Here is an 18,610-nt window from a genome sequence, read left to right as displayed (position 1 = left end):
GGGGTGGTCAGCCGGTCACGAGGCGTGCCTCGAGCTCCGGATAGGAGGGGTCGAGCTCGCCGGCGAGCGGTGCGAGCACTGCGGCGGCCGACCAGGCAGTGGCCCGGCGGAGCAGGGCGGCAGGGTCGTCGGTTCCGGCGGCGAGTAGGGTCGCGACCGCGGCCACGGCCGCATCTCCGGCACCGGTCGCGTTGCCGCTGAGCGGCTTCGGGAGGCGGGCGTGCAGCGGCTCGCCGACGCGAGGCACCGCCAGCATCCCGTCGGCGCCGAGGGAGACCAGGACCAGCCCGGCTCCGGCGTCGAGCAGCAGGCGGGCTCCGGCAACCGGGTCGTCGTGCCCGGTCGTCTCGGCGAGCTCCCGACGGTTCGGCTTGACGACGCGGGCGCCGGCCTCGGCTGCGAGCAGCAGGGCCATGCCGACACCGTCGATCACGCTGGGCAGGCCGCGTGCCGTGGCGATCGCGACCACGTCCGCATAGAACGTGTCCGGCGCGTCCGGCGGGAGGCTCCCCGAGCCCACGAGGCAGGTCGCGGGGACGGCGAGGCGCGTCGCGGCATCCCTCAGTGCGATCCACTCGGCGGCCGTGAGCGCCCCGCCGGTCTCGTTGATGACCGTCGTCTCGCCTGAGGTCTCGTCGACGATCGCGACGCTGCTGCGGGTGGGGGAGGCGACCGGGATCAGCTCGGCAGGCAGGTGGGACGCCTCCAGATCGTCCGCCAGCCGCAGGCCGGAGGGGCCGCCGGCCGTGGTCAGCGCGAAGGCCGGGCCGCCGGTCTGCGCGATGACGCGTGCGACGTTGAGTCCTTTGCCACCGGCTCGCACCGACGGGGCCGCGGCGCGATGCGTCTCCCCGGGCTGCAGTGCGGGGACGCGATACGTCAGGTCGAGTGCCGGATTCGGGGTGATGGTGAGGATCATGCGGTCCTCTCGCCCGTGGACGCTGCGACGGCATCTGGCGCCGCGACCGGCGCGGCGGTCGCGGCGAGCAGGTCCCGGGCGCGCAGAGCCGCACCGATGACACCCGCGTTCTCGCCGATGCTCGCCGGAAGCAGCACCGGGCGGCGGTGGAACGTGAGGATGCTGTCCAGCTTCTCCGCGAGCGGCCCGAACAGCGCGGGCCCGGCCTGCGCCAGGCCGCCGCCGATCACGATGGCCTCCGGTGCGAGGAGTGCGACGGTGTGCGACAGGTCGAGGGCGAGCGCGTCGATGGCGGAGTCCCAGACCTGGCGAGCGGCCGCATCCCCGCCTTCGGCACGCTGCAGGACCTCCCGCGCACCGGGCAACGCGGCCCCGGTCAGGGCGTTGTATCGGCGCGCGATCGCGGCCGCCGAGGCGACCGCCTCCAGGCAGCCGACGCCGCCGCAGGCGCAGACGGGACCGTCGGCGACACGGGAGTGACCCATCTCGCCGGCCATGCCGCCGCCTGTGTACAGGCGGCCGTCCACGAAGATGGCGCCGGCGATCCCCGTGCCGATCGCCATGACCACGACGTCGCGGTAGGGGGCGGCGGCGCCGAGCCGGTGCTCGGCCTCGCCGGCGCCGCGCACGTCGTGACTGAAGGAGACGGGCAGCCCGAGAGCGTCTTCCGCGCGGGCGCGGAACGGGAAGTCGCGCCAGCCCAGGTTCTCCGCGAACACTCCGATCCCGGCGTCGTCGTCGACGTGACCCGGGACCAGCAGCCCGGCCGCCTGGGGGACGATCTCGGGATGCTCGGCGGCGAACCGCGTGGCCAGTCCGGCGATCGCGTCCACCACGGCCTCGCCGGTGGCCGCATCCGCGTGAGGCGTCGGGATGCGGACGACCTGCACCAGGCGGCCGTCGCCATCCACGAGGGCGGCCTTCGTGTCGGTTCCGCCGACGTCGAAGGCCAGCACCGGTGCGCCACTCCCGAGCAGGGCGGCGGCCGGGGCCGGCAGGCGAATGGGATCGAGGCTCACGAGGGGAGGATCACCGATCGGGTCAGGTTGCGCGGGCTGTCCGGGTCGAGTCCGAGGCGGCGGGCGCGCGCGAGCGCGACGCGCTGGGCACGGACCAGATCGGCCATCCCGTCGATCGCGCCATCCTCGAAGCGGACTCCGGTCACGGCGAGATCGCCGGAGAGCCCGGCGGGCGCCTCGCCCAGCATCCAGGTGACACGACCGGGGGCTGCGATCGCGAGCGGGCCGTGCCGGTACTCCTTGGCGGGGTAGGACTCGGTCCACGACTGCGACGCCTCGCGCATCTTGAGGGCCGCCTCGTGGGCGAGCCCGACCGTCCATCCGGCGCCCAGGAACGCGTACTGCTCGGCCGAGACGAGCTCGTCATCCAACTCCTCCTCGAGCGCGGCCGCGGCCTGGTCGATCGCCGGGGCGAGGTCGTGCCCGAGGGAGGCGCGGACCAGCGCGAGCGCGGTCGTCGCGAATCGCGTCTGTACGACGGACTGCTCGTCGGCGAAGGGGAGGCGGATGGCCGTGTCGACCAGATCGACGAGGGGCGTCTCCGGGTCGCCGACGATGCCGACCGTCCGTGCGCGGCTGCCCGCGGTGCGCAACTGGTCGAGCAGCTCGAGCACCTCGGTCGTCGTGCCGGAGCGGGTGATCGCGACGATCGCGTCGTAATCGCGATCGAGCACCGGTGCTTCGGACGCGGCGAACGCATCCGTCACACCGTGTCCGGCCGCCTCGCGCAGGGCGGCGTACGACTGCGCCATGAACCACGATGTCCCGCAGCCGACCACGGCGATCCGCTGGCCCGCGGCCGGAAGCTGCGCCTGCTCATCCCGGAGGCCGGCTGCGGTGGCCCAGGTCTCGGGCTGGGAGCGCAGCTCGGCCTCCATGTAGGCCCCTGCGGGAGATGCGTGCGTCACTGGTCGCTCCTGTTCGGCGTTGTGGCAAGTCGATGCATGGTTGCTCGCTGCCAATGATCGCTGATGATCGAACGCTGTGTCTAGTAATCATGTTCAATCGTTTCGTTCGCGGATCTCGGCCACACCGCGCCCTGGTGTAAACGCCATGTAACGATCTCTCGCTTTGTCCTTGACGCGGAGGCCCGCAAGCGCCATGCTTTCGATCATCCATTGAGTGCAAGTGCTTGTTTCGAGCGGAAACAAATCACTAAGCATCAAACAGCTACGCATCGTCGCGCAGGCACCACCAGCAGTGACGGTTCGTGTTTTTCCCTTCAAGAAGTGAGGAAGTCAATGAACAAGTCACTGCGGTGGGGAGCGGCGGTCGCGACAGCGGCGGTCGCCACCTTGACGCTCGCGTCCTGCGGCTTCAGCGGCGGGTCCGGCGGGTCGTCCGGAGGCGCGCAGTCGCTCGACCTGATGGTCGCCAGCTACTCGGACAACACCAAGGCCGAATGGCAGCAGATCATCAAGGACTTCGAGGCCAAGAACAGCGACATCAAGGTCAACCTCGACGTCGAATCCTGGACCGACATCAACAACGTCATCAAGACGCGCATCCAGGCCCAGAAGCAGCCCGACATCCTGAACATCGACGCTTTCGCCGGCTTCGCCGCCGACGATCTGCTCTACCCGGCGAAGGACATCGTCTCGGCGTCCACGCTCGACGACTTCCAGGACGCCTTCAAGAAGAACGCCAGCATCGACGGCACCCAGTACGGGCTCCCGTTCATCGCCTCGGCCCGCGGTCTGTTCTACAACAAGGACGACTTCTCCAAGGCCGGGATCTCTGCTCCGCCGAAGACGTGGGCGGAGTTCGAGGAGGACGCCGCCAAGCTCAAGGCCGTCGGCGTCACCCCGTACGGCATGCCGCTCGGCAGCGAAGAGGCCCAGGCCGAGACCGCGATCTGGTTCTACGGTGCCGGCGGAGGATACGGCGACGCCAAGAAGCTGACGATCGACAGCCCGGAGAACGTCGCCGGCGCGACCGAGATGCAGAAGATCATCAACCAGGGCTTCACGGAGCCGAACCCCGGTTCGACCAACCGCACGCCGCTGCTGAACGTCTTCATCCAGGGTCAGCTCGGCATGCAGGTCGGCCTTCCGCCGACAGTCGGCCAGCTGAAGGACAAGAACCCGTCGCTCCAGTACGGCATCGCGCCGATCCCGACCAAGGACGGCTCGCCGTTCACCCTGGGGGTCGCCGACCACCTGATGGCCTTCAAGAACAAGACGGACAAGACGGCGTCGATCAAGAAGTTCCTCGACTACTTCTACTCGAAGGACGTCTACACCAAGTGGGTCAAGGCGGAGGGCTTCCTGCCGACCACCAAGTCCGGTGCGGATGTGATGGGCTCCGACGAGACCATCAAGCCGTTCCTCGACCTGCTGCCGAACGCCAAGTTCTACCCGTCCACCAACCCGAACTGGTCCGCCGCGCAAGGCGCGATCCAGAGCCAGATCGGTCAGCTCGGTCAGGGCGCCAAGCCCGAAGACCTGCTGAAGACCATCCAGGCGAAGGCCGACGGCCAGTAGTCCCGGATGACCAGCACCACTGAAGCGACTCGCGCGGGGGCGGCCACCGGCCGTCCCCGCCGCGGGGCGTCCCCCAAGCCCAACGGGCGTGCGACCGACCTCTGGCGAGCCGTGCCGTGGACCCTGCCCGCCCTCATCCTGATCTTCGGCATCGTCCTGTTCCCCGCCGGATACATGGTCTACAACTCCACCAGGAAGATCTCCCTCGCGGGCATCGACCACGGATCCGTCGGCCTGCAGAACTACGTCACGGTGCTGTCGCGCCCGGAGGTCCCGGGCATCCTGCTGAACACCCTCGTCTGGGTCGTGTCGGTGGTCGTCATCACCGTCGTCATCTCCCTGGCCCTCGCGCAGTTCCTCAACACCAACTTCCCCGGCCGACGCTGGGTGCGGATGGCGATCATCGTGCCGTGGGCGGCGAGCGTCGTGATGACCACGACCGTCTTCGTCTACGGCCTCGACCCCTTCTACGGGATCATCAACAAGTTCCTGGTCGACATCCACCTGCTCGCGGAGCCCTTCGGCTTCACGAAGGAGCCGATCCCGGCGTTCATCTCGTCGATCGGCATCGCGGTGTTCGTGTCGCTGCCGTTCACGACGTACACGATCCTGGCGGGACTCGCCGGCATCCCGGGCGACATGCTCGAGGCGGCGAAAATGGACGGCGCGAGCGCGACACGCTCCTACTTCAGCGTCACCCTGCCCAACCTCCGCGGGGCCATCGCGCTCGCAACGCTGATCAACATCATCAACGTGTTCAACTCGCTCCCGATCCTCAAACTCATGACCGGATCCATCCCCGGATACAAGGCGGACACGACGACCACCTACGTGTTCAAGCTGCTGCAGAACGAGCAGCGGATCGACCTCTCCAGCGCGCTCAGCGTGATCAACTTCCTGATCGTGCTGGTCGTCGTCGCTCTCTACCTCTGGATCGTGAAGCCGATGAAGGAGGTCTCATGACTGCGCCCGCCCCCACTCTGATCGCGGGCGCCCCGGCCGCCCGCCCGGGCCGCTCGCGACGCTCCCGCTCCTGGCGCACGCCCCTCCGGGTGCTCGCCGGGATCGTCATCGCCCTGGTCTTCATCGCGCCGTACCTGATCATGCTGATCGGCTCGTTCAAGAGCAGGAACAACATCCTCGCTGTCCCGCCGACCTACCTGCCCGAGCAGTGGCATCCCGAGAACTACATCACGATGTGGTCGACTCCCGAGACCCCGCTGCCGTTCAACCTGATCTCGACGATCGTGATCGCAGTGTTCGCCACCGTGCTCGTCATCATCGTCTGCGTGCCCGCGGCGTACTACACGGCGCGATTCCGGTTCCCCGGTCGAGGGATCTTCCTCTTCCTGGTCATCGTCACGCAGATGCTGCAGCCGACCGTGCTCGCCACCGGACTCTTCAAGGAGATGGTGGCGCTCGGGATCAACGACACCTGGCTGGCGATGATCCTGGTGAACGCGGCCTTCAACCTCGCGTTCGCCATCTGGATCATGCACGCCTTCTTCGCCGGCGTCCCCAAGGAGGTCGACGAAGCTGCCCAGCTGGATGGCGCAGGCAAGTGGACGGTGCTCTTCCGGGTGCAGCTGCCCCTGGTCTGGCCCGGGATCGTGACGGCGATCATCTACACCTTCGTCGCCTCCTGGAACGAGTTCGCGGCGAGCCTGGTGATCCTGTCGACGGATGCCAACCAGCCGCTGTCGGTCGCGCTCACCAAGTTCGTCGGCCAGTACGACGCGGCATGGCAGTACGTCTTCGCGATCTCCGTCGTCGCCGTCATCCCCGTGGTCATCCTCTTCGCGCTCATCGAGAAGCGGCTCGTCGGCGGGCTGACGGCGGGCAGTGTGAAGTAGCGCTCAGACAAGCGGTCACAACCAGCAGCGCGCACGAGTACCATCCAAGGGGCGAATCAGCGGACGAGCAGACGGATGGGACGATGACGGCGGGCACGACGAGTACCAGGAGGTCGGTTCTCACACCCGCCCCCCTGTCGGTTCCCCGCCGGCTCCGCTTCGCGGGGCGCGAGGTCCCGTGGTGGGCCGCCGTGCTCGTCCTGTACGCCGTGTCCCGGCTGCTCACGACCACGCTCATGCTGGCGCTCTTCATCGCGGCGAACATCGGCCACTGGTCGTACTCGAGCCCGCTGATGGACCCGACGTTCTTCACGTTCTCCGGCTCGTGGGACGCCGCGTACTACGGGCAGATCGTCGAGCAGGGGTACCCGACGTCGCTGCCGCTCGACAGCGACGGATCGGTGCAGCAGAACCCCTGGGCGTTCCTCCCGCTGTACCCGATCGTGGTCCGCGCGGTCATGTTCCTGACCGGGATGACGTTCTATCCGGCAGGATTCGTGGTCGCGATGCTGTTCGGGGCGGCGGCCAGCGTGGTGCTGTTCCGTTTGGTCGCGGCGCGGGCGGGGGTGTCGAGCGCGTTCTGGGCGACGGCGTTCTTCTGCTTCGGTCCGCTGTCGTTCGTGCTCCAGATCGCCTATGCGGAGAGTCTGTTCTTCCTGCTGATGTTCGCGGCACTCCTCGCGATGACCCACCGGCGCTACTGGCTGATGATGCCCTTCGGCGTTGCAGCGGCGTTCACCCGGCCGGGCGCTCTCGCCCTGCCGCTGGCGCTCGCCATCGTGCTGATCGTCCGCATGGTGCAGGCGCGCCGCGGCGGCGAGGGTTTCCGTCCGCGTGAGCGGCTGAGCATGATCGTGTCCGGCGTGGTGATGGCCGTGGCCGGGATGTCGTGGCCGATCATCGCGGCCGCGGTGACGGGCACGGGCGACGCGTATGTCAGCACGGAACTGTCGTGGTGGACAGGCTTCATCGGCAAGGTCGCGTTCATCCCGCTGACCCCGTGGTTCCTGCTCAGCTGGCGCTACCTCAGCATCCTTGGCGCGCTGATCGTGCTCGGGATCGTCGCCGCCTTCACTTGGATGATGACCCGGCCGTCCGTGCGGGCCCTCGGCACCGATATGGTCGCCTACGGGGTCAGCTACGGACTGTACCTGTTCGCGGTGTTTCTGCCGCAGCAGAGCCTCTTCCGGTTGCTGCTGCCGCTGTCGCCGTTGGCGGGGGCGCGCGGGCTCACCCGCAACCGCCGGGCGCGGAAGTTCACGCTCATCGCGTGCGTCGCGTTGCAGCCGGTCGCGATCGTCCTGCTCTGGTTCATCGGCTACCCGTGAGCCAGCTCAGCTCCACCGCGCAGGCTCTGGCCAGCTGACCTCGGGCACCCGACGGTACTGCGTCCCGGCAGCGTCCCAGTGCTCGGCCAGCTTCGCGAGACGTTCGGCGAACTCGGTGACATCGCGAACGCTCTCCACGGGATCGGTGTCAGCCGGGGCCGCCGACCAGCCGATCTCGGCCACGGCCGCGAGACGCGGGAACGCCATCTCCTCCGCCTCCTCGATGCTGGTGACCGTCTCCGTCCACAGCGGAGCCTCCACGCCCAGGATGTGCGCGTCACCCAGCCCCGGAACGATGCGTGCAGGGTCCCACACGTAGGCATCGCGGAGGCTGGTCGGCCCGTCGGCCCAGTCCTGGCCGATCGGGTCGCCCTCCTCGTACACGATGTCCAGATACGCGACGTCGGACGGCGACATGATGACCGAACCGCCGCCGCGGACGAAGGCCAGCGCCAGCTCGTCCGCTCGCCCGCGCGGGGTGGTGAAGTCCCAGTACTGACCGACCATCCCGGCGGGGAGGCCGTCGGCCTTGCCGACCTCGTGCCAGCCGATCGCGATCTTGCCGTTCTCGGCGACGACCCGCGCAGCGTCCCGCATGAATCGGGCGAAGTCCGCCTCCGTCGTGCTGAGGCACTCGTCGCCGCCGAGGTGCAGGTACGGGCCCGGGGTCAGCGCCGCAACCTCCCGGACCACGTCACGTACGAACCGCTCCGTGGTCGCATCAGCGGTTTGCAGGGTGCTGAAGCCGACGTTCGCGCCGGTGTACAAGGCCGGCGCGACTCCGTCCGGGTTGAGCTCGGGATACGACGCCAGCGCGGCGTTCGTGTGGCCCGGCATGTCCAACTCGGGGACGACGGTGATGTGGCGCTCGGCTGCGTAGGCGACGAGCTCGCGGAACTCGGCCTGCGTGTAGAAGCCGCCGCGGCTCCCGTCGCTTCCCGTGGACCCGCCGACCCGGGTCAGCTCGGGCCACGACTCGATGTGGATGCGCCACCCCTGGTCGTCCGTCAGGTGCAGGTGGAGATGGTTGACCTTCAGCAGGGCGATGGCGTCGATTAACCGCTTCACCTCGGCCGGCGTGAAGAAGTGGCGGGCCACATCCAGCATCGCCCCGCGGTAGGCGTAGCGGGGGTGGTCGTGGACGCGCACCGCCTCGATGGTCAGCACGTCGCCTCCGCAGGAGGCGGGGACCAGCTGACGCAGCGTCTGCACGCCCCAGAACGCGCCGGCCGGAGTGGCCGCGCCGATGCGGACGCCCTCGGCAGCCACCTCCAGCGTGTAGCCCTCCGCGCTGTCCGACCCGTCCTCGTGCGGACCCTCGCCCGGTGCGATGACGATCGCGATGTCGCCGAACGCGGGCGGCTCATCCACGATGACGGGCTCCCGCCCGCAGTCCGACGCGAGTTCTGCGCGCAGCAGACGGGCGACCGCGTCCGCACCGGCACCGGCGACGCTGATCCGGGCGGAAGGGGACAGGATGAAGGGCGCAGAATCCGACGAATCGCCTGAGGATTCCAGGCGGACAGGGCGAGGCACGACCATGTGGGGCTCCTGACGCATCGGCGACACAAATCGGAGGAGAGCGGAGGGCCGACATCGCCCGCCCCACGAGGGTCGGCCACAGCGAGTATTGCAGGGGTCCTAACTTATGAGCAAGGGTTCCCGGCGCAGCCCCCTTTGCTATGCTTGCCCTCGTCGCAACTGGCGCTCAGATGGTCACCATCGGGGAGCGACACGCAACCTCCTTGAACACGGGTGGATTCGGCCGCGCGCCTGGGTCGATACGCAGATGGTCCACCCCTGTACGAAGGAGCCGGTTTTGACCGACACGTTGCCCTCCACATTCACTGCCCCTCTCGCGGAAGTCGACCCCGAGATCGCCGAGGTGCTGCAGCTCGAGCTCGGTCGCCAGCGCGACTACCTCGAGATGATCGCCTCCGAGAACTTCGTTCCCCGCGCCGTGCTCGAAGCGGTCGGCTCGGTGCTCACCAACAAGTACGCGGAGGGCTACCCCGGCCGCCGCTACTACGGCGGCTGCGAGTATGTAGACATCGCCGAGCAGCTCGCCATCGACCGGGCCAAGGCCCTGTTCGGCGCGGAGTACGCCAACGTCCAGCCGCACTCCGGCGCCTCCGCCAACGCGGCAGTGCTGTCCGCCATCGCGACGCCGGGCGACACCATCCTGGGTCTGGAGCTCTCCCACGGCGGCCACCTCACCCACGGCATGAAGCTCAACTTCTCGGGCAAGCTGTACAACGCCGTCTCGTACGGCGTCGACCCGGAGTCCTTCCTCGTCGACATGAACGTCGTGCGCGACAAGGCCCTCGAGCACAAGCCGCAGGTCATCATCGCCGGGTGGTCCGCGTACCCGCGCCAGCTCGACTTCGCCGCCTTCCGCGAGATCGCGGACGAGGTGGGCGCCAAGCTGTGGGTCGACATGGCGCACTTCGCCGGTCTCGTCGCCGCGGGGCTGCACCCGTCGCCCGTTCCCCACGCGGACGTCGTCAGCTCGACGGTGCACAAGACCATCGGCGGACCCCGTTCCGGTTTCATCGTGAGCCGCGACATGGAGCTCGCGAAGAAGCTCAACTCGAACGTCTTCCCCGGTCAGCAGGGCGGCCCGCTCATGCACGTGATCGCCGCGAAGGCGACCGCGTTCAAGCTGGCCGCGACCGAGGAGTTCAAGGACCGCCAGGCCCGCACGATCCGCGGGGCCCAGCTCCTCGCCGAACGCCTGACGGCTGAAGACTCGCGCGCCGCCGGCGTCGACGTCCTGACCGGCGGCACCGACGTCCACCTGGTCCTCGCCGACCTCCGCACCTCGGAGCTCGACGGCCAGCAGGCGGAGGACGTGCTGCACGAGGTCGGCATCACGGTGAACCGCAACGCCGTGCCGTTCGACCCCCGCCCGCCGATGGTGACCTCGGGCCTGCGCATCGGCACCCCGGCGCTCGCGACCCGCGGCTTCGGCGACACCGAGTTCACCGAGGTGGCCGACATTATCGCCCTCGCGCTGCGCCCCGGAGCCGACACCCGCGCCCTGCGCGCCCGCGTCGACGCCCTGACCGCGGCCTTCCCCCTCTACCCGGGCCTGACCCCCTCCGGCCAGGACGCCTTCCCCGTAGAGCTCCCCTCCTCGATCTAACCCCCACCCCCCACCCCCACCCCCCCCAATCGCTTCCTCACTTAATCCGCTGTTTCGCGACTGGAACGCGGATTAAGTGAGGAACAGATGGAAGGAACCGCGTGACCGCACAGATTCTGGATGGGAAGGCGACCGCCAGCGAGATCAAGGCGGAGTTGAAGGAGCGCGTCAGTGCACTCCGCGAGCAGGGCGTCGTTCCCGGTCTCGGGACGATCCTCGTCGGGGACGACCCGGGGTCGCAGTGGTACGTCGCCGGCAAGCACCGCGACTGCGCCGAGGTGGGCATCGCGTCCATCCGCCGTGACCTCCCCGCCGACATCTCGCAGGCCGAACTCGAAGCGGTCGTCGAGGAGCTCAACGCGGACCCCGACTGCACGGGCTTCATCGTGCAGCTGCCGCTGCCGGGCCACCTCGACACCGACGCCATCCTCGAACTCGTCGACCCGGCGAAGGATGCGGACGGGCTGCACCCGACGAACCTGGGCCGGCTGGTGCTCAACGTCAACCGTCCGATCACGTCGCCGCTGCCCTGCACGCCGCGTGGCGTGATCGAGCTGATGCTGCGCCACGGCATCGACATCCGGGGCAAGGATGTGGTCGTCGTCGGACGCGGCGTCACCGTCGGCCGTTCGATCGGAGCGCTGCTGACCCGCCGCGAGTTCAACGCGACGGTCACGCTGACCCACACCGGCACGCGCGACCTCGACGAGCACCTGCGCCGCGCCGACATCATCGTGGCCGCCGCGGGTGTCGCCGGACTGGTGACCGCGGACAACGTCAAGCCGGGCGCGATCGTGCTCGACGTGGGCGTCAGCCGGGTCGAGGATCCGGTGACCGGCAAGAGCGTCGTGGCGGGCGATGTGGCACCCGAGGTCGCCGAGGTCGCCTCCTGGGTGTCGCCCAACCCCGGCGGGGTCGGCCCGATGACCCGCGCGCTGCTGCTGCAGAACGTGGTGGAGTCGGCCGAGCGAGAACTGGCGTGACGGACGCCGAGCGGACGCATCCCGCGGTCGAACGCGTGGAGGCGGCCCTGCTTGCGGCCGGCGTCGAGCCGCGGGTGCGCTGGTTCCACACCGCGACCCCGACCGCCGTCGCCGCGGCGGCGGAACTGGGCGTGGAGGTGGGCGCGATCGCGAACTCGCTGGTCTTCACCCTGGACGGCGAGCCGCTGCTCGTCATGACGTCGGGCGCGCACCGCGTCGACACCGCTTTCCTCGGCGAGCAGCTGGGCGGCCGCATCCGCCGCGCTGACGCGGACACCGTCAAGGCGGCGACCGGTCAGACCATCGGCGGCGTCGCTCCCCTCGGGCACCCCGCTCCGCTCCGCACGGTGGTGGATGTGGCGCTCGCCGGCTACCCCGAGGTCTGGGCGGCCGCCGGCCACGCACACACGGTCTTCCCGACCACCTTCGAGGAGCTCCTCCGCCTCACCGGCGGCACCCCCACCTCCGTCGAGCCCTGACGCCCCCGGCCACCGAGTCCGCGAAGACTGCACACTCCGTCCGCGTGTCGTGTGCAGTCTTCGCGGCTCGACGGCGGAGGCGGTTCAGTCTGGGGAGGGATGAGGGTCGCTCTTCGGGGGGATTGATGAGCGCCTGCGCATCGCTAGCGTCGAGGGATGCGGAAGCGTGCTGGTGACCTGGGAGTTTTCGCGGGACTCGTAGGGACGGCGATCCTCTCCCTGGCGTTGAGCGCCGTGTTCGGTGTCGTGGCGCTCGGCGCCGGATGGAAGGACCGGTGTTCGGTGTACGGCCCGGCTCCGGCCGGGGCCCACATCGGGGAGAGGAACTCCCTGCTCGGCGAGCAGCGCTCGTGGTGGCCGATCGGCACAGCGTGCGAGTGGCGGCGCGCCGACGGCAACGGCACGGTCTGGAGCGTGAACGGGAGCGTCGATCTCTCCGCAGCCACCTACGGACTACTTCTCGTCGCCATCGCCTCCACCACCGCAGCCGTCATCTCCGCCTCTCGCCGAACCGACCCCTGACCCCAGCAATCGCTTCCTCGAAAAGTGCGCCCTCCGGCGGCGTGTCGGGCGGACTTTTCGAGGAAGCGATGGCGGGAGAGGGGAGAGGGGGAGAGGGGGAGGTCAGCGGTTGAGGGTGACGATGAAGCGGCGGCGGACGACGCGCTGGCCGGGGGTGCCGTCGAGTTCGTCGAGGGCGGCGAGGACTCGGTCCAGGATGCGCGGCCGCAGTGGCAGGGGAGCCTCGTCCGGCTGGTCGACCGTGCCCGGCGGGTAGACCACGCCGGGGTCGTTCGACATCTCGATGTGGGCGCCGCGTAGCTCCCGGACCGGCGCCGTCGGGTCGTCGCGGAAGCGAATCAGGCGTTCGACGGTCGCGCGGAACTGCGTCAGATCGCGCACGTAGAGGTGGGCGGGCAGTACGGTGTCGCCGGTGAAGAGGATGCCCGTCTGCCGGTCGAAGAAGGCGACCGCCGACGGCTCGTGGCCCGGACCGCCGATCACGTCGATCACGCGGCGCCCGAGGTCGAAGGAGACCGTCTCATCCGGCCAGGTGTGGAAGCCGAAGAAGCCGATCACCTCGGCCGGACTGGTGCCGACGACCGTCGTGCCGGGACGGCCGCGCAGCAGAGCATCGCCGGCGATGTGGTCGCCGTGCGCATGCGAATGCGCCACCACGAGCGGGTAGGGACGGACGAACACGACCGGATTGCGGCGCAGCCAGTCGGAGGTCAGCCGCTCGATGGTCGCGCGCAGCGCGAACTGTGCCTCGTCGGTGGTCGCACCCGTGTCGATGAGGAGGGACCGCTCCCTCCCGAACAGCAGGTACAGGAAGGGTGCCTCCCAGTGCGACGCCTTCGTCTGCCGCAGTTGGACCGTGTCCGGGTCGAGCCAGGTCACGTCCGGTTCGTTCACGCGTTGTTCCGTCACCTGTCACATCCTGCCTGCTCCCGGTGACGGGTAGGTGAACGCGGCCGTCCCGGCAGCAACTCAGCTCTCGCGCCGAGCGCCCTCCGACGCACGCACCGTGAAGAGGTCGGGCTGGCCGAAGCCGTGCTCCGCGAAAGCCCCGTCGAGGGCGACGAGCACGCGGCTCATCGCGTCGGACGGCACCAGTGCGAGCGCCGAGCCGCCGAAGCCGCCGCCGGTCATCCGCGCGCCGATGGCGCCGTTCGCCTGCGCGGTCTCGACCGCCAGGTCGAGCTCCGGCACCGAGATCTCGAAGTCGTCGCGCATGGAGACGTGGGATGCGTCGAGCAGTTCACCGATCGCCGCCGGCCCCTCCTCGCGCAGCGTGCGCACGGTGTCGAGCACGCGCTGGTCCTCCGTCACGATGTGGCGGACGCGGCGGAAGGTCACGTCGTCGAGCAGCTCGCGCGCGCGGTCCAGGTCGGCGACCGACACATCCCGCAGCGCCTCGACGCCCAGGATGCGCGCACCCTCCTCGCAGGAGGCGCGGCGCTCGGCGTACCCGCCCGTCGCGTGGTCGTGCGTCACTCCGGTGTCGATGATGAGGATCTCGAGTCCGGCATCCTCGAGTCCGAGCGGCACGATCTGCGAGTCGAGTGAGCGGCAGTCGAGGAAGACGGCGGCGTCGCGCTCGCCGAGGAGGGACGCGGACTGGTCCATGATGCCGGTCGGGGCGCCGACGGCGACGTTCTCGGCACGCTGGCCCACGCGGGCGAGTGTGCGGCGGTCGAGTCCGAGACGCCAGATCTCATTGAGCGCCATGACAACGGCGCCTTCGATCGCCGCGGACGAGGACAGCCCGGCGCCGACGGGCACGTTCGAATCGATCAGGATGTCGACGCCCGGCACGGCGGCCAGGTCGGCACCGAACTCGCCGAGCGCCCACGCGACACCGAGCGGGTACGCGGACCAGCCGCTCAGCGCGTCCGCCTTCAGGTCGTCGAGGGACACCTCCACCAGCTCGTCGGCGAAGGTGCTGCCGACGCGGAGGACGCGGTCGTCGCGCACGCCGACCGCCGCGAGCGTGCGGCGGTTGATGGCGAAGGGGAGAACGAATCCCAGGTTGTAGTCGGTGTGCTCGCCGATCAGGTTGACGCGTCCGGGTGACGACCAGACGCCGTCGGGTTCGCGGCCGAACACCTCGGCGAAGTCGTCGCGGACGCCGGTGCGCAGGTCGGTCATCGGTCAGCCTCTCGGTCGATGGGGGATGCGGTCACGAGTTCGGTGACGGAGACCGGCAGCTCGCCGACCGGGTTCTCCGCATCCGCGCGCCCGATGGCCTCGCGAATGGCGGCAGCGGCCTGCTCCGGCGGGACGTCTCCGATCCACGCGCCCATGGCCGCCTCGGAACCGGCCAGGAACTTCAGCTTATCGGCGCCGCGACGGGGCGATGTGAGCTGCAGCATCAGACGGATCTCGTCTCGCCGCACGCCGACCGGCGCCTGGTGCCACGCCGCGATGTACGGCGTGGGGGAGTCGTAGAGCGCGTCGACTCCGCGCAGGACGCGGAGGTAGAAGATAGCGAGCTCGTCGCGCTCGGCGGCGCTCGTCTCGGCGAGGTCGGCGACGTGCCGGTGCGGCAGGACGTGGATCTCGATCGGCCAGCGGGCGGCGAACGGCACGAAAGCGGTCCAGTGCTCGCCTTCGAGCACCACGCGCTCCGACACCCGCTCTCGCTCGAGGATGTCGGCAAACAGGGTGGGTCCGTACGCATCGAGCGAGCGGATGAGGGTTGCCGTACGCGGGGTGATGTACGGGTACGCGTAGATCTGGCCGTGCGGGTGGTGCAGCGTGACGCCGATCGCCTCTCCGCGGTTCTCGAACGGGAAGACCTGTCGCACGCCCGGCAGCGCGGAGAGCTGTGTCGTCCGGTCGGCCCACGCCTCGATGACGGTGCGAGCGCGCGACGGGGTCAGGCTCCCGAAAGCGCCGCTGGTCGCCGGGCTGAAGCAGACCACCTCGCAGCGGCCGACGGAGGTGCGGGTGCGGCCGAGCCCGACCGCCGCGAGGTCGTCGAGACTTTCCGGCGCGTTGCCGTCGTCGAGGAGCGGCCCGAAGGACGGCGACTTGTTCTCGAACACCGCGACGTCGTAGAGGTCGGGGATCTCGGACGGGTTCGTCGGGCTGGCCGGCGCCAGCGGGTCGAGCTCGGCCGGCGGGAGCATGACCCGGTTCTGCCGGGCGGCCGCGATGGAGACCCACTCGCCGGTCAGAGGGTCTTGTCGCATGGTGGCGGTCGCCGGGCGGGGCGCAGCCTCGCGCTGGTCCGGCTTGCGCTCGGGGCTCAGCGTCGTGTCCGCATCGTCGTAGTAGATGAGGTCCCGGCCGTCGGAGAGACGGGTGGGACGCTTCGTGATCGCAGCCATGCCAACCTTTCGATTCCGAAAGACAGAATACGCTGACGCTTTCGTATTGACAAGAATACGCAAGCGAAGCAGCATGGGCGTATGAGCGAACCGCTGCCCGCCGCGCTCCGCCGCGAACGGATGCTCGAGCTGATCGGCCGAGCCGGTTTCGCGCGCGTCTCGGACCTCAGCGAGACGTTCCAGGTCTCCGACGTGACCATCCGCACCGACCTGGATGCGCTCGACCGCGAGCAGAGCATCCGGCGCGTGCATGGTGGAGCTGTGCTGCGCGGGGTGGGCACCCGCGAGCCGAGCTTCGAGGAGGCGCTGGAGTCGTCGGCGGAGGAGAAGCGCCGCATCGGCCAGGCTGCCGCCGCGATGGTCGTCTCCGGCAGCAGCGTGCTCCTCGACGTCGGCACGACCACGGCTGCGATCGCGCGCGCCCTGGTCGAGCGCGACGACCTGGAGGGCGTGACTGTGATCACGAACGGCCTCACGATCGCGCTGGAACTGGAGCGCGCCATCCCGCGCTTCGAGGTCGTCGTCACCGGCGGCACTCTGCGGCCCCTGCAGCACTCCCTGGTCGAACCGCTCGCGGCGGTGCTCCTCGAGCGCCTGCATGCCGACATTGCGTTCATCGGCTGCACCGGCGTGCATCCCACCGGCGGCATCACCAACGTCAACCTGCCGGAGGCCGACCTGAAACGCGTCATGGTCCGGTCGGCCGAGCGCGCCCTCGTCGTCGCCGACGGCAGCAAGCTGGGCCGCACGCACTTGGGGAGGATCGCCGCAGCGGACGAGGTCGCCGGGTTGGTCACCGGCGCGTCCGCCTCCCGTGACTCCGTCGAGGCATTGCGGGAAGCCGGTCTGCCCGTGGTCGTTGCCTGAGGCCTACCCTGGTTCCATGCGTCCCGCGACCGGTGAACAGTACGAGCTCGACTTCGGCGATCTGAGCGCCACCATCGTGCAGGTGGGGGCCGGGATCCGGTCGCTGCGTTTCGCGGAGTCCGACCTGACCGAGCCGTATCCGGCTGAGGAGCAGACGCCCTCGGCGTGCGGGCTCGTGCTGGTGCCGTGGCCCAACCGTGTCGCGAATGGACGCTGGGAGTACGACGGCGAGCCCCGCCAGCTCGACCTGACCGAGCCGGCGAAGGGCAATGCGAGCCACGGGCTGCTGCGTCGCCGCCCCTACGAGCTCGTGGATCGCAGCGACTCGACGGTCACACAGGCGGCGACGATCTTCCCGGAGCCGGGCTATCCCTTCCTGCTCGAGACCGCCGTCACCCACGAGTTGCACACCGAGGGGCTGTCCGTCACCCACACGATCAGCAATGCGGGCGAGACGGCAGCTCCGGTCGCCGTGGGCGCGCATCCCTACCTCCGGATCGCGGATGTCCCTCCCGAGCAGCTCACCGTGACCGTGGCCGCCCGCACCCGTTTCGAGGTGGACGACCGCAGCAACGTCACGGGGGAGGCGCCGGTCGAGGGTACGCCGTTCGATCTGTCCCGTGGCCGTCGCGTCAGCGAGCTGGACCTCGACACGGGCTACGCCGACCTGCCCGACGGGCCGGTGGAGCATTCCCTCAGCGCAGACGACGGTCGGCGCGTGGTGCTGTGGGGGGACGACGCGTTCCGCTACGTGCAGGTGTTCACGCACCGGAAGTTCGCCACCAAGCCTGGCGGGGTGGCCCTCGCGGTCGAGCCGATGACCGCCCCGGCGAACGCCCTCAACTCAGGGCGTGGTCTGCGGTGGCTGGAGCCGGGCGAGACCTGGTCGCTGAGCTGGGGCATCCGGCCGGAAGGATTCGGCGGCGAGGCCTACTTGGCCAGCTGGGGGTAGAGCACGCGAACGTCCTCGTGCAGCCGCGACTTGACGAGCTGTGCGGTGTCGCCCACGACGGCCTCCGCCTCGTCGTTCGCGACGGCGTCCAGCGCCTCCTCGGCGACCTGGCTCGGCGGCACCTTCACGCCCGGAGCACCCGCGGCCATCTCGGTGTCGACGTAGCCGACGTGGACGCCGACGACCTGGATGCCCGCGGGCGCCAGCTCGACGCGCGCCGAGTTGCTCGCGGACCAGAGCGCGGCCTTGGTGGCGCTGTACGAACCGGTGGCGAGCCAGCTGAGAGCGGAGTGCATGTTCACGATGGCGCCGCCGCCGTTGGCCTCCAGCACGGGGGCGAAGGCGCGGGTGACGAGCACCGGTCCCCAGAAGTTGGTGTCGAGTTCGCGGTGGATCTCGTCGAGGTCGCCGGTGACGAGCGACTGGTTGGCCGCGATGCCGGCGTTGTTGACGAGGATGCTCACGTCCGTCGCGATCGCCGCGGCGCGCTGGATGCTGTCCGCGTCGGTCACGTCGAGCTCCAGGGGCACGACACGCGGGTCGCGGCTCGTGACGGTCTCGGGACGGCGTGCCGCCGCGTACACCTTGCTGGCACCGCGCTCGAGGAGCGCAGTGACGAAGGCGGCGCCGAGGCCGCGATTGGCGCCGGTGACGAGGGCGATGCGTCCAGTGATGTCGGTCATGGGAATCCTTCCGAAAAGTAAACCGATCTGTGTATCGGCGTAGGTGCCAATGTACACAGATCG

Annotated in this window: 18 protein-coding genes and 1 riboswitch; of the genes, 10 read left to right on the top strand and 8 right to left on the bottom strand. The window is 69.6% G+C overall.

Annotation, left to right across the window (positions count from 1 at the left end):
* Positions 1-7: 7 nt before the first annotated feature.
* The 3 genes from AB4Y74_RS12430 to AB4Y74_RS12420 are packed head-to-tail and all read right to left on the bottom strand — an operon-like array spanning position 8 to position 2,816.
* Complete coding sequence (locus AB4Y74_RS12430) at positions 8-919, bottom strand: 1-phosphofructokinase family hexose kinase (RefSeq protein ID WP_441799382.1); 912 nt, start codon at positions 917-919, stop codon at positions 8-10.
* Positions 916-1,875, bottom strand: coding sequence for an ROK family protein (locus AB4Y74_RS12425; protein WP_441800450.1), 960 nt, complete (start codon positions 1,873-1,875; stop codon positions 916-918). The genes AB4Y74_RS12430 and AB4Y74_RS12425 overlap by 4 nt, the downstream gene beginning before the upstream one ends.
* 59 nt (positions 1,876-1,934) lie before the next feature.
* Positions 1,935-2,816 carry an SIS domain-containing protein gene (locus tag AB4Y74_RS12420; RefSeq protein WP_441800449.1) on the bottom strand — a complete coding sequence of 294 codons (882 nt, stop codon included), beginning with the start codon at positions 2,814-2,816 and terminating at the stop codon, positions 1,935-1,937.
* A 363-nt stretch (positions 2,817-3,179) separates the two neighbouring features.
* On the opposite strand from AB4Y74_RS12420, the gene AB4Y74_RS12415 reads away from it, so the two are divergent.
* The 4 genes from AB4Y74_RS12415 (at position 3,180) to AB4Y74_RS12400 (ending at position 7,602) form a co-directional block, all read left to right on the top strand.
* Positions 3,180-4,421, top strand: a complete 1,242-nt coding sequence (locus tag AB4Y74_RS12415) for an extracellular solute-binding protein (RefSeq protein ID WP_441799381.1) — start codon at positions 3,180-3,182, stop codon at positions 4,419-4,421.
* A gap of 6 nt (positions 4,422-4,427) precedes the next feature.
* Positions 4,428-5,384, top strand: a complete 957-nt coding sequence (locus tag AB4Y74_RS12410) for a carbohydrate ABC transporter permease (RefSeq protein WP_441799380.1) — start codon at positions 4,428-4,430, stop codon at positions 5,382-5,384.
* Complete coding sequence (locus tag AB4Y74_RS12405; RefSeq protein WP_441799379.1) at positions 5,381-6,274, top strand: carbohydrate ABC transporter permease; 894 nt, start codon at positions 5,381-5,383, stop codon at positions 6,272-6,274. The genes AB4Y74_RS12410 and AB4Y74_RS12405 overlap by 4 nt, the downstream gene beginning before the upstream one ends.
* An 83-nt stretch (positions 6,275-6,357) precedes the next feature.
* Positions 6,358-7,602 (top strand): hypothetical protein, encoded by a 1,245-nt coding sequence (locus AB4Y74_RS12400; RefSeq protein ID WP_441799378.1) that lies wholly within the window; start codon positions 6,358-6,360, stop codon positions 7,600-7,602.
* A gap of 6 nt (positions 7,603-7,608) precedes the next feature.
* Here the strand turns inward: AB4Y74_RS12400 and AB4Y74_RS12395 are convergent, their stop codons facing one another.
* Positions 7,609-9,144: a family 20 glycosylhydrolase gene (locus AB4Y74_RS12395; protein ID WP_441799377.1), complete on the bottom strand. Its 1,536-nt coding sequence runs from the start codon at positions 9,142-9,144 to the stop codon at positions 7,609-7,611.
* A 145-nt stretch (positions 9,145-9,289) separates the two neighbouring features.
* Positions 9,290-9,388, top strand: a riboswitch (ZMP/ZTP riboswitch).
* 33 nt (positions 9,389-9,421) lie between these two features.
* Between AB4Y74_RS12395 and glyA the strand changes: the two genes are divergently transcribed.
* The 4 genes from glyA to AB4Y74_RS12375 all read left to right on the top strand — a co-directional run bounded on the left by glyA (position 9,422) and on the right by AB4Y74_RS12375 (position 12,731).
* Entirely contained in the window at positions 9,422-10,747 is a 1,326-nt protein-coding gene (glyA, locus tag AB4Y74_RS12390) for a serine hydroxymethyltransferase (RefSeq protein WP_441799376.1), read from the top strand.
* A gap of 101 nt (positions 10,748-10,848) precedes the next feature.
* Complete coding sequence (locus AB4Y74_RS12385; protein WP_441799375.1) at positions 10,849-11,730, top strand: bifunctional methylenetetrahydrofolate dehydrogenase/methenyltetrahydrofolate cyclohydrolase; 882 nt, start codon at positions 10,849-10,851, stop codon at positions 11,728-11,730.
* Complete coding sequence (locus AB4Y74_RS12380) at positions 11,727-12,209, top strand: YbaK/EbsC family protein (protein WP_441799374.1); 483 nt, start codon at positions 11,727-11,729, stop codon at positions 12,207-12,209. The genes AB4Y74_RS12385 and AB4Y74_RS12380 overlap by 4 nt, the downstream gene beginning before the upstream one ends.
* Before the next feature lie 156 nt (positions 12,210-12,365).
* Positions 12,366-12,731, top strand: coding sequence for a hypothetical protein (locus AB4Y74_RS12375; RefSeq protein ID WP_441799373.1), 366 nt, complete (start codon positions 12,366-12,368; stop codon positions 12,729-12,731).
* Between the two features lie 102 nt (positions 12,732-12,833).
* Here the strand turns inward: AB4Y74_RS12375 and AB4Y74_RS12370 are convergent, their stop codons facing one another.
* The 3 genes from AB4Y74_RS12370 to galT are packed head-to-tail and all read right to left on the bottom strand — an operon-like array spanning position 12,834 to position 16,045.
* On the bottom strand, positions 12,834-13,640 hold the full coding sequence (locus AB4Y74_RS12370; RefSeq protein ID WP_441799372.1) for an MBL fold metallo-hydrolase: 807 nt from the start codon (positions 13,638-13,640) through the stop codon (positions 12,834-12,836).
* Between the two features lie 60 nt (positions 13,641-13,700).
* Positions 13,701-14,861, bottom strand: a complete 1,161-nt coding sequence (galK, locus tag AB4Y74_RS12365) for a galactokinase (RefSeq protein ID WP_441799371.1) — start codon at positions 14,859-14,861, stop codon at positions 13,701-13,703.
* Entirely contained in the window at positions 14,858-16,045 is a 1,188-nt protein-coding gene (galT, locus tag AB4Y74_RS12360) for a galactose-1-phosphate uridylyltransferase (RefSeq protein ID WP_441799370.1), read from the bottom strand. Before galT ends, galK begins: the two co-directional genes overlap by 4 nt.
* A gap of 81 nt (positions 16,046-16,126) precedes the next feature.
* Between galT and AB4Y74_RS12355 the strand changes: the two genes are divergently transcribed.
* Together AB4Y74_RS12355 and AB4Y74_RS12350 are read left to right on the top strand one after the other, a co-directional pair.
* Positions 16,127-16,912, top strand: a complete 786-nt coding sequence (locus AB4Y74_RS12355) for a DeoR/GlpR family DNA-binding transcription regulator (RefSeq protein ID WP_441799369.1) — start codon at positions 16,127-16,129, stop codon at positions 16,910-16,912.
* Positions 16,913-16,928: 16 nt separating this feature from the next.
* Entirely contained in the window at positions 16,929-17,864 is a 936-nt protein-coding gene (locus AB4Y74_RS12350) for an aldose 1-epimerase family protein (RefSeq protein ID WP_441799368.1), read from the top strand.
* Here AB4Y74_RS12350 and AB4Y74_RS12345 read toward each other — a convergent pair.
* A complete protein-coding gene (locus AB4Y74_RS12345; RefSeq protein WP_441799367.1) occupies positions 17,843-18,547 on the bottom strand; it encodes an SDR family oxidoreductase in 705 nt (234 codons plus the stop codon). The two genes, AB4Y74_RS12350 and AB4Y74_RS12345, sit on opposite strands and share 22 nt — an antisense overlap.
* Between the last annotated feature and the right edge of the window lie 63 nt (positions 18,548-18,610).

Source organism: Leifsonia sp. RAF41, from assembly GCF_052114085.1.
In the GTDB taxonomy this organism is placed as follows: Bacteria; Actinomycetota; Actinomycetes; order Actinomycetales; family Microbacteriaceae; genus Leifsonia.
This window is presented reverse-complemented; position numbering and strand designations above follow the sequence as displayed.

Coding starts and splice junctions, on each gene's coding strand:
- AB4Y74_RS12430 (WP_441799382.1), bottom strand. CDS start 919: ATGATCCTCACCATCACCCCGAATCCGGCACTCGACCTGACGTATCGC.
- AB4Y74_RS12420 (WP_441800449.1), bottom strand. CDS start 2,816: ATGGAGGCCGAGCTGCGCTCCCAGCCCGAGACCTGGGCCACCGCAGCC.
- AB4Y74_RS12415 (WP_441799381.1), top strand. CDS start 3,180: ATGAACAAGTCACTGCGGTGGGGAGCGGCGGTCGCGACAGCGGCGGTC.
- AB4Y74_RS12410 (WP_441799380.1), top strand. CDS start 4,428: ATGACCAGCACCACTGAAGCGACTCGCGCGGGGGCGGCCACCGGCCGT.
- AB4Y74_RS12405 (WP_441799379.1), top strand. CDS start 5,381: ATGACTGCGCCCGCCCCCACTCTGATCGCGGGCGCCCCGGCCGCCCGC.
- AB4Y74_RS12400 (WP_441799378.1), top strand. CDS start 6,358: ATGACGGCGGGCACGACGAGTACCAGGAGGTCGGTTCTCACACCCGCC.
- AB4Y74_RS12395 (WP_441799377.1), bottom strand. CDS start 9,144: ATGGTCGTGCCTCGCCCTGTCCGCCTGGAATCCTCAGGCGATTCGTCG.
- AB4Y74_RS12375 (WP_441799373.1), top strand. CDS start 12,366: ATGCGGAAGCGTGCTGGTGACCTGGGAGTTTTCGCGGGACTCGTAGGG.
- galK (WP_441799371.1), bottom strand. CDS start 14,861: ATGACCGACCTGCGCACCGGCGTCCGCGACGACTTCGCCGAGGTGTTC.
- galT (WP_441799370.1), bottom strand. CDS start 16,045: ATGGCTGCGATCACGAAGCGTCCCACCCGTCTCTCCGACGGCCGGGAC.
- AB4Y74_RS12355 (WP_441799369.1), top strand. CDS start 16,127: ATGAGCGAACCGCTGCCCGCCGCGCTCCGCCGCGAACGGATGCTCGAG.
- AB4Y74_RS12350 (WP_441799368.1), top strand. CDS start 16,929: ATGCGTCCCGCGACCGGTGAACAGTACGAGCTCGACTTCGGCGATCTG.
- AB4Y74_RS12345 (WP_441799367.1), bottom strand. CDS start 18,547: ATGACCGACATCACTGGACGCATCGCCCTCGTCACCGGCGCCAATCGC.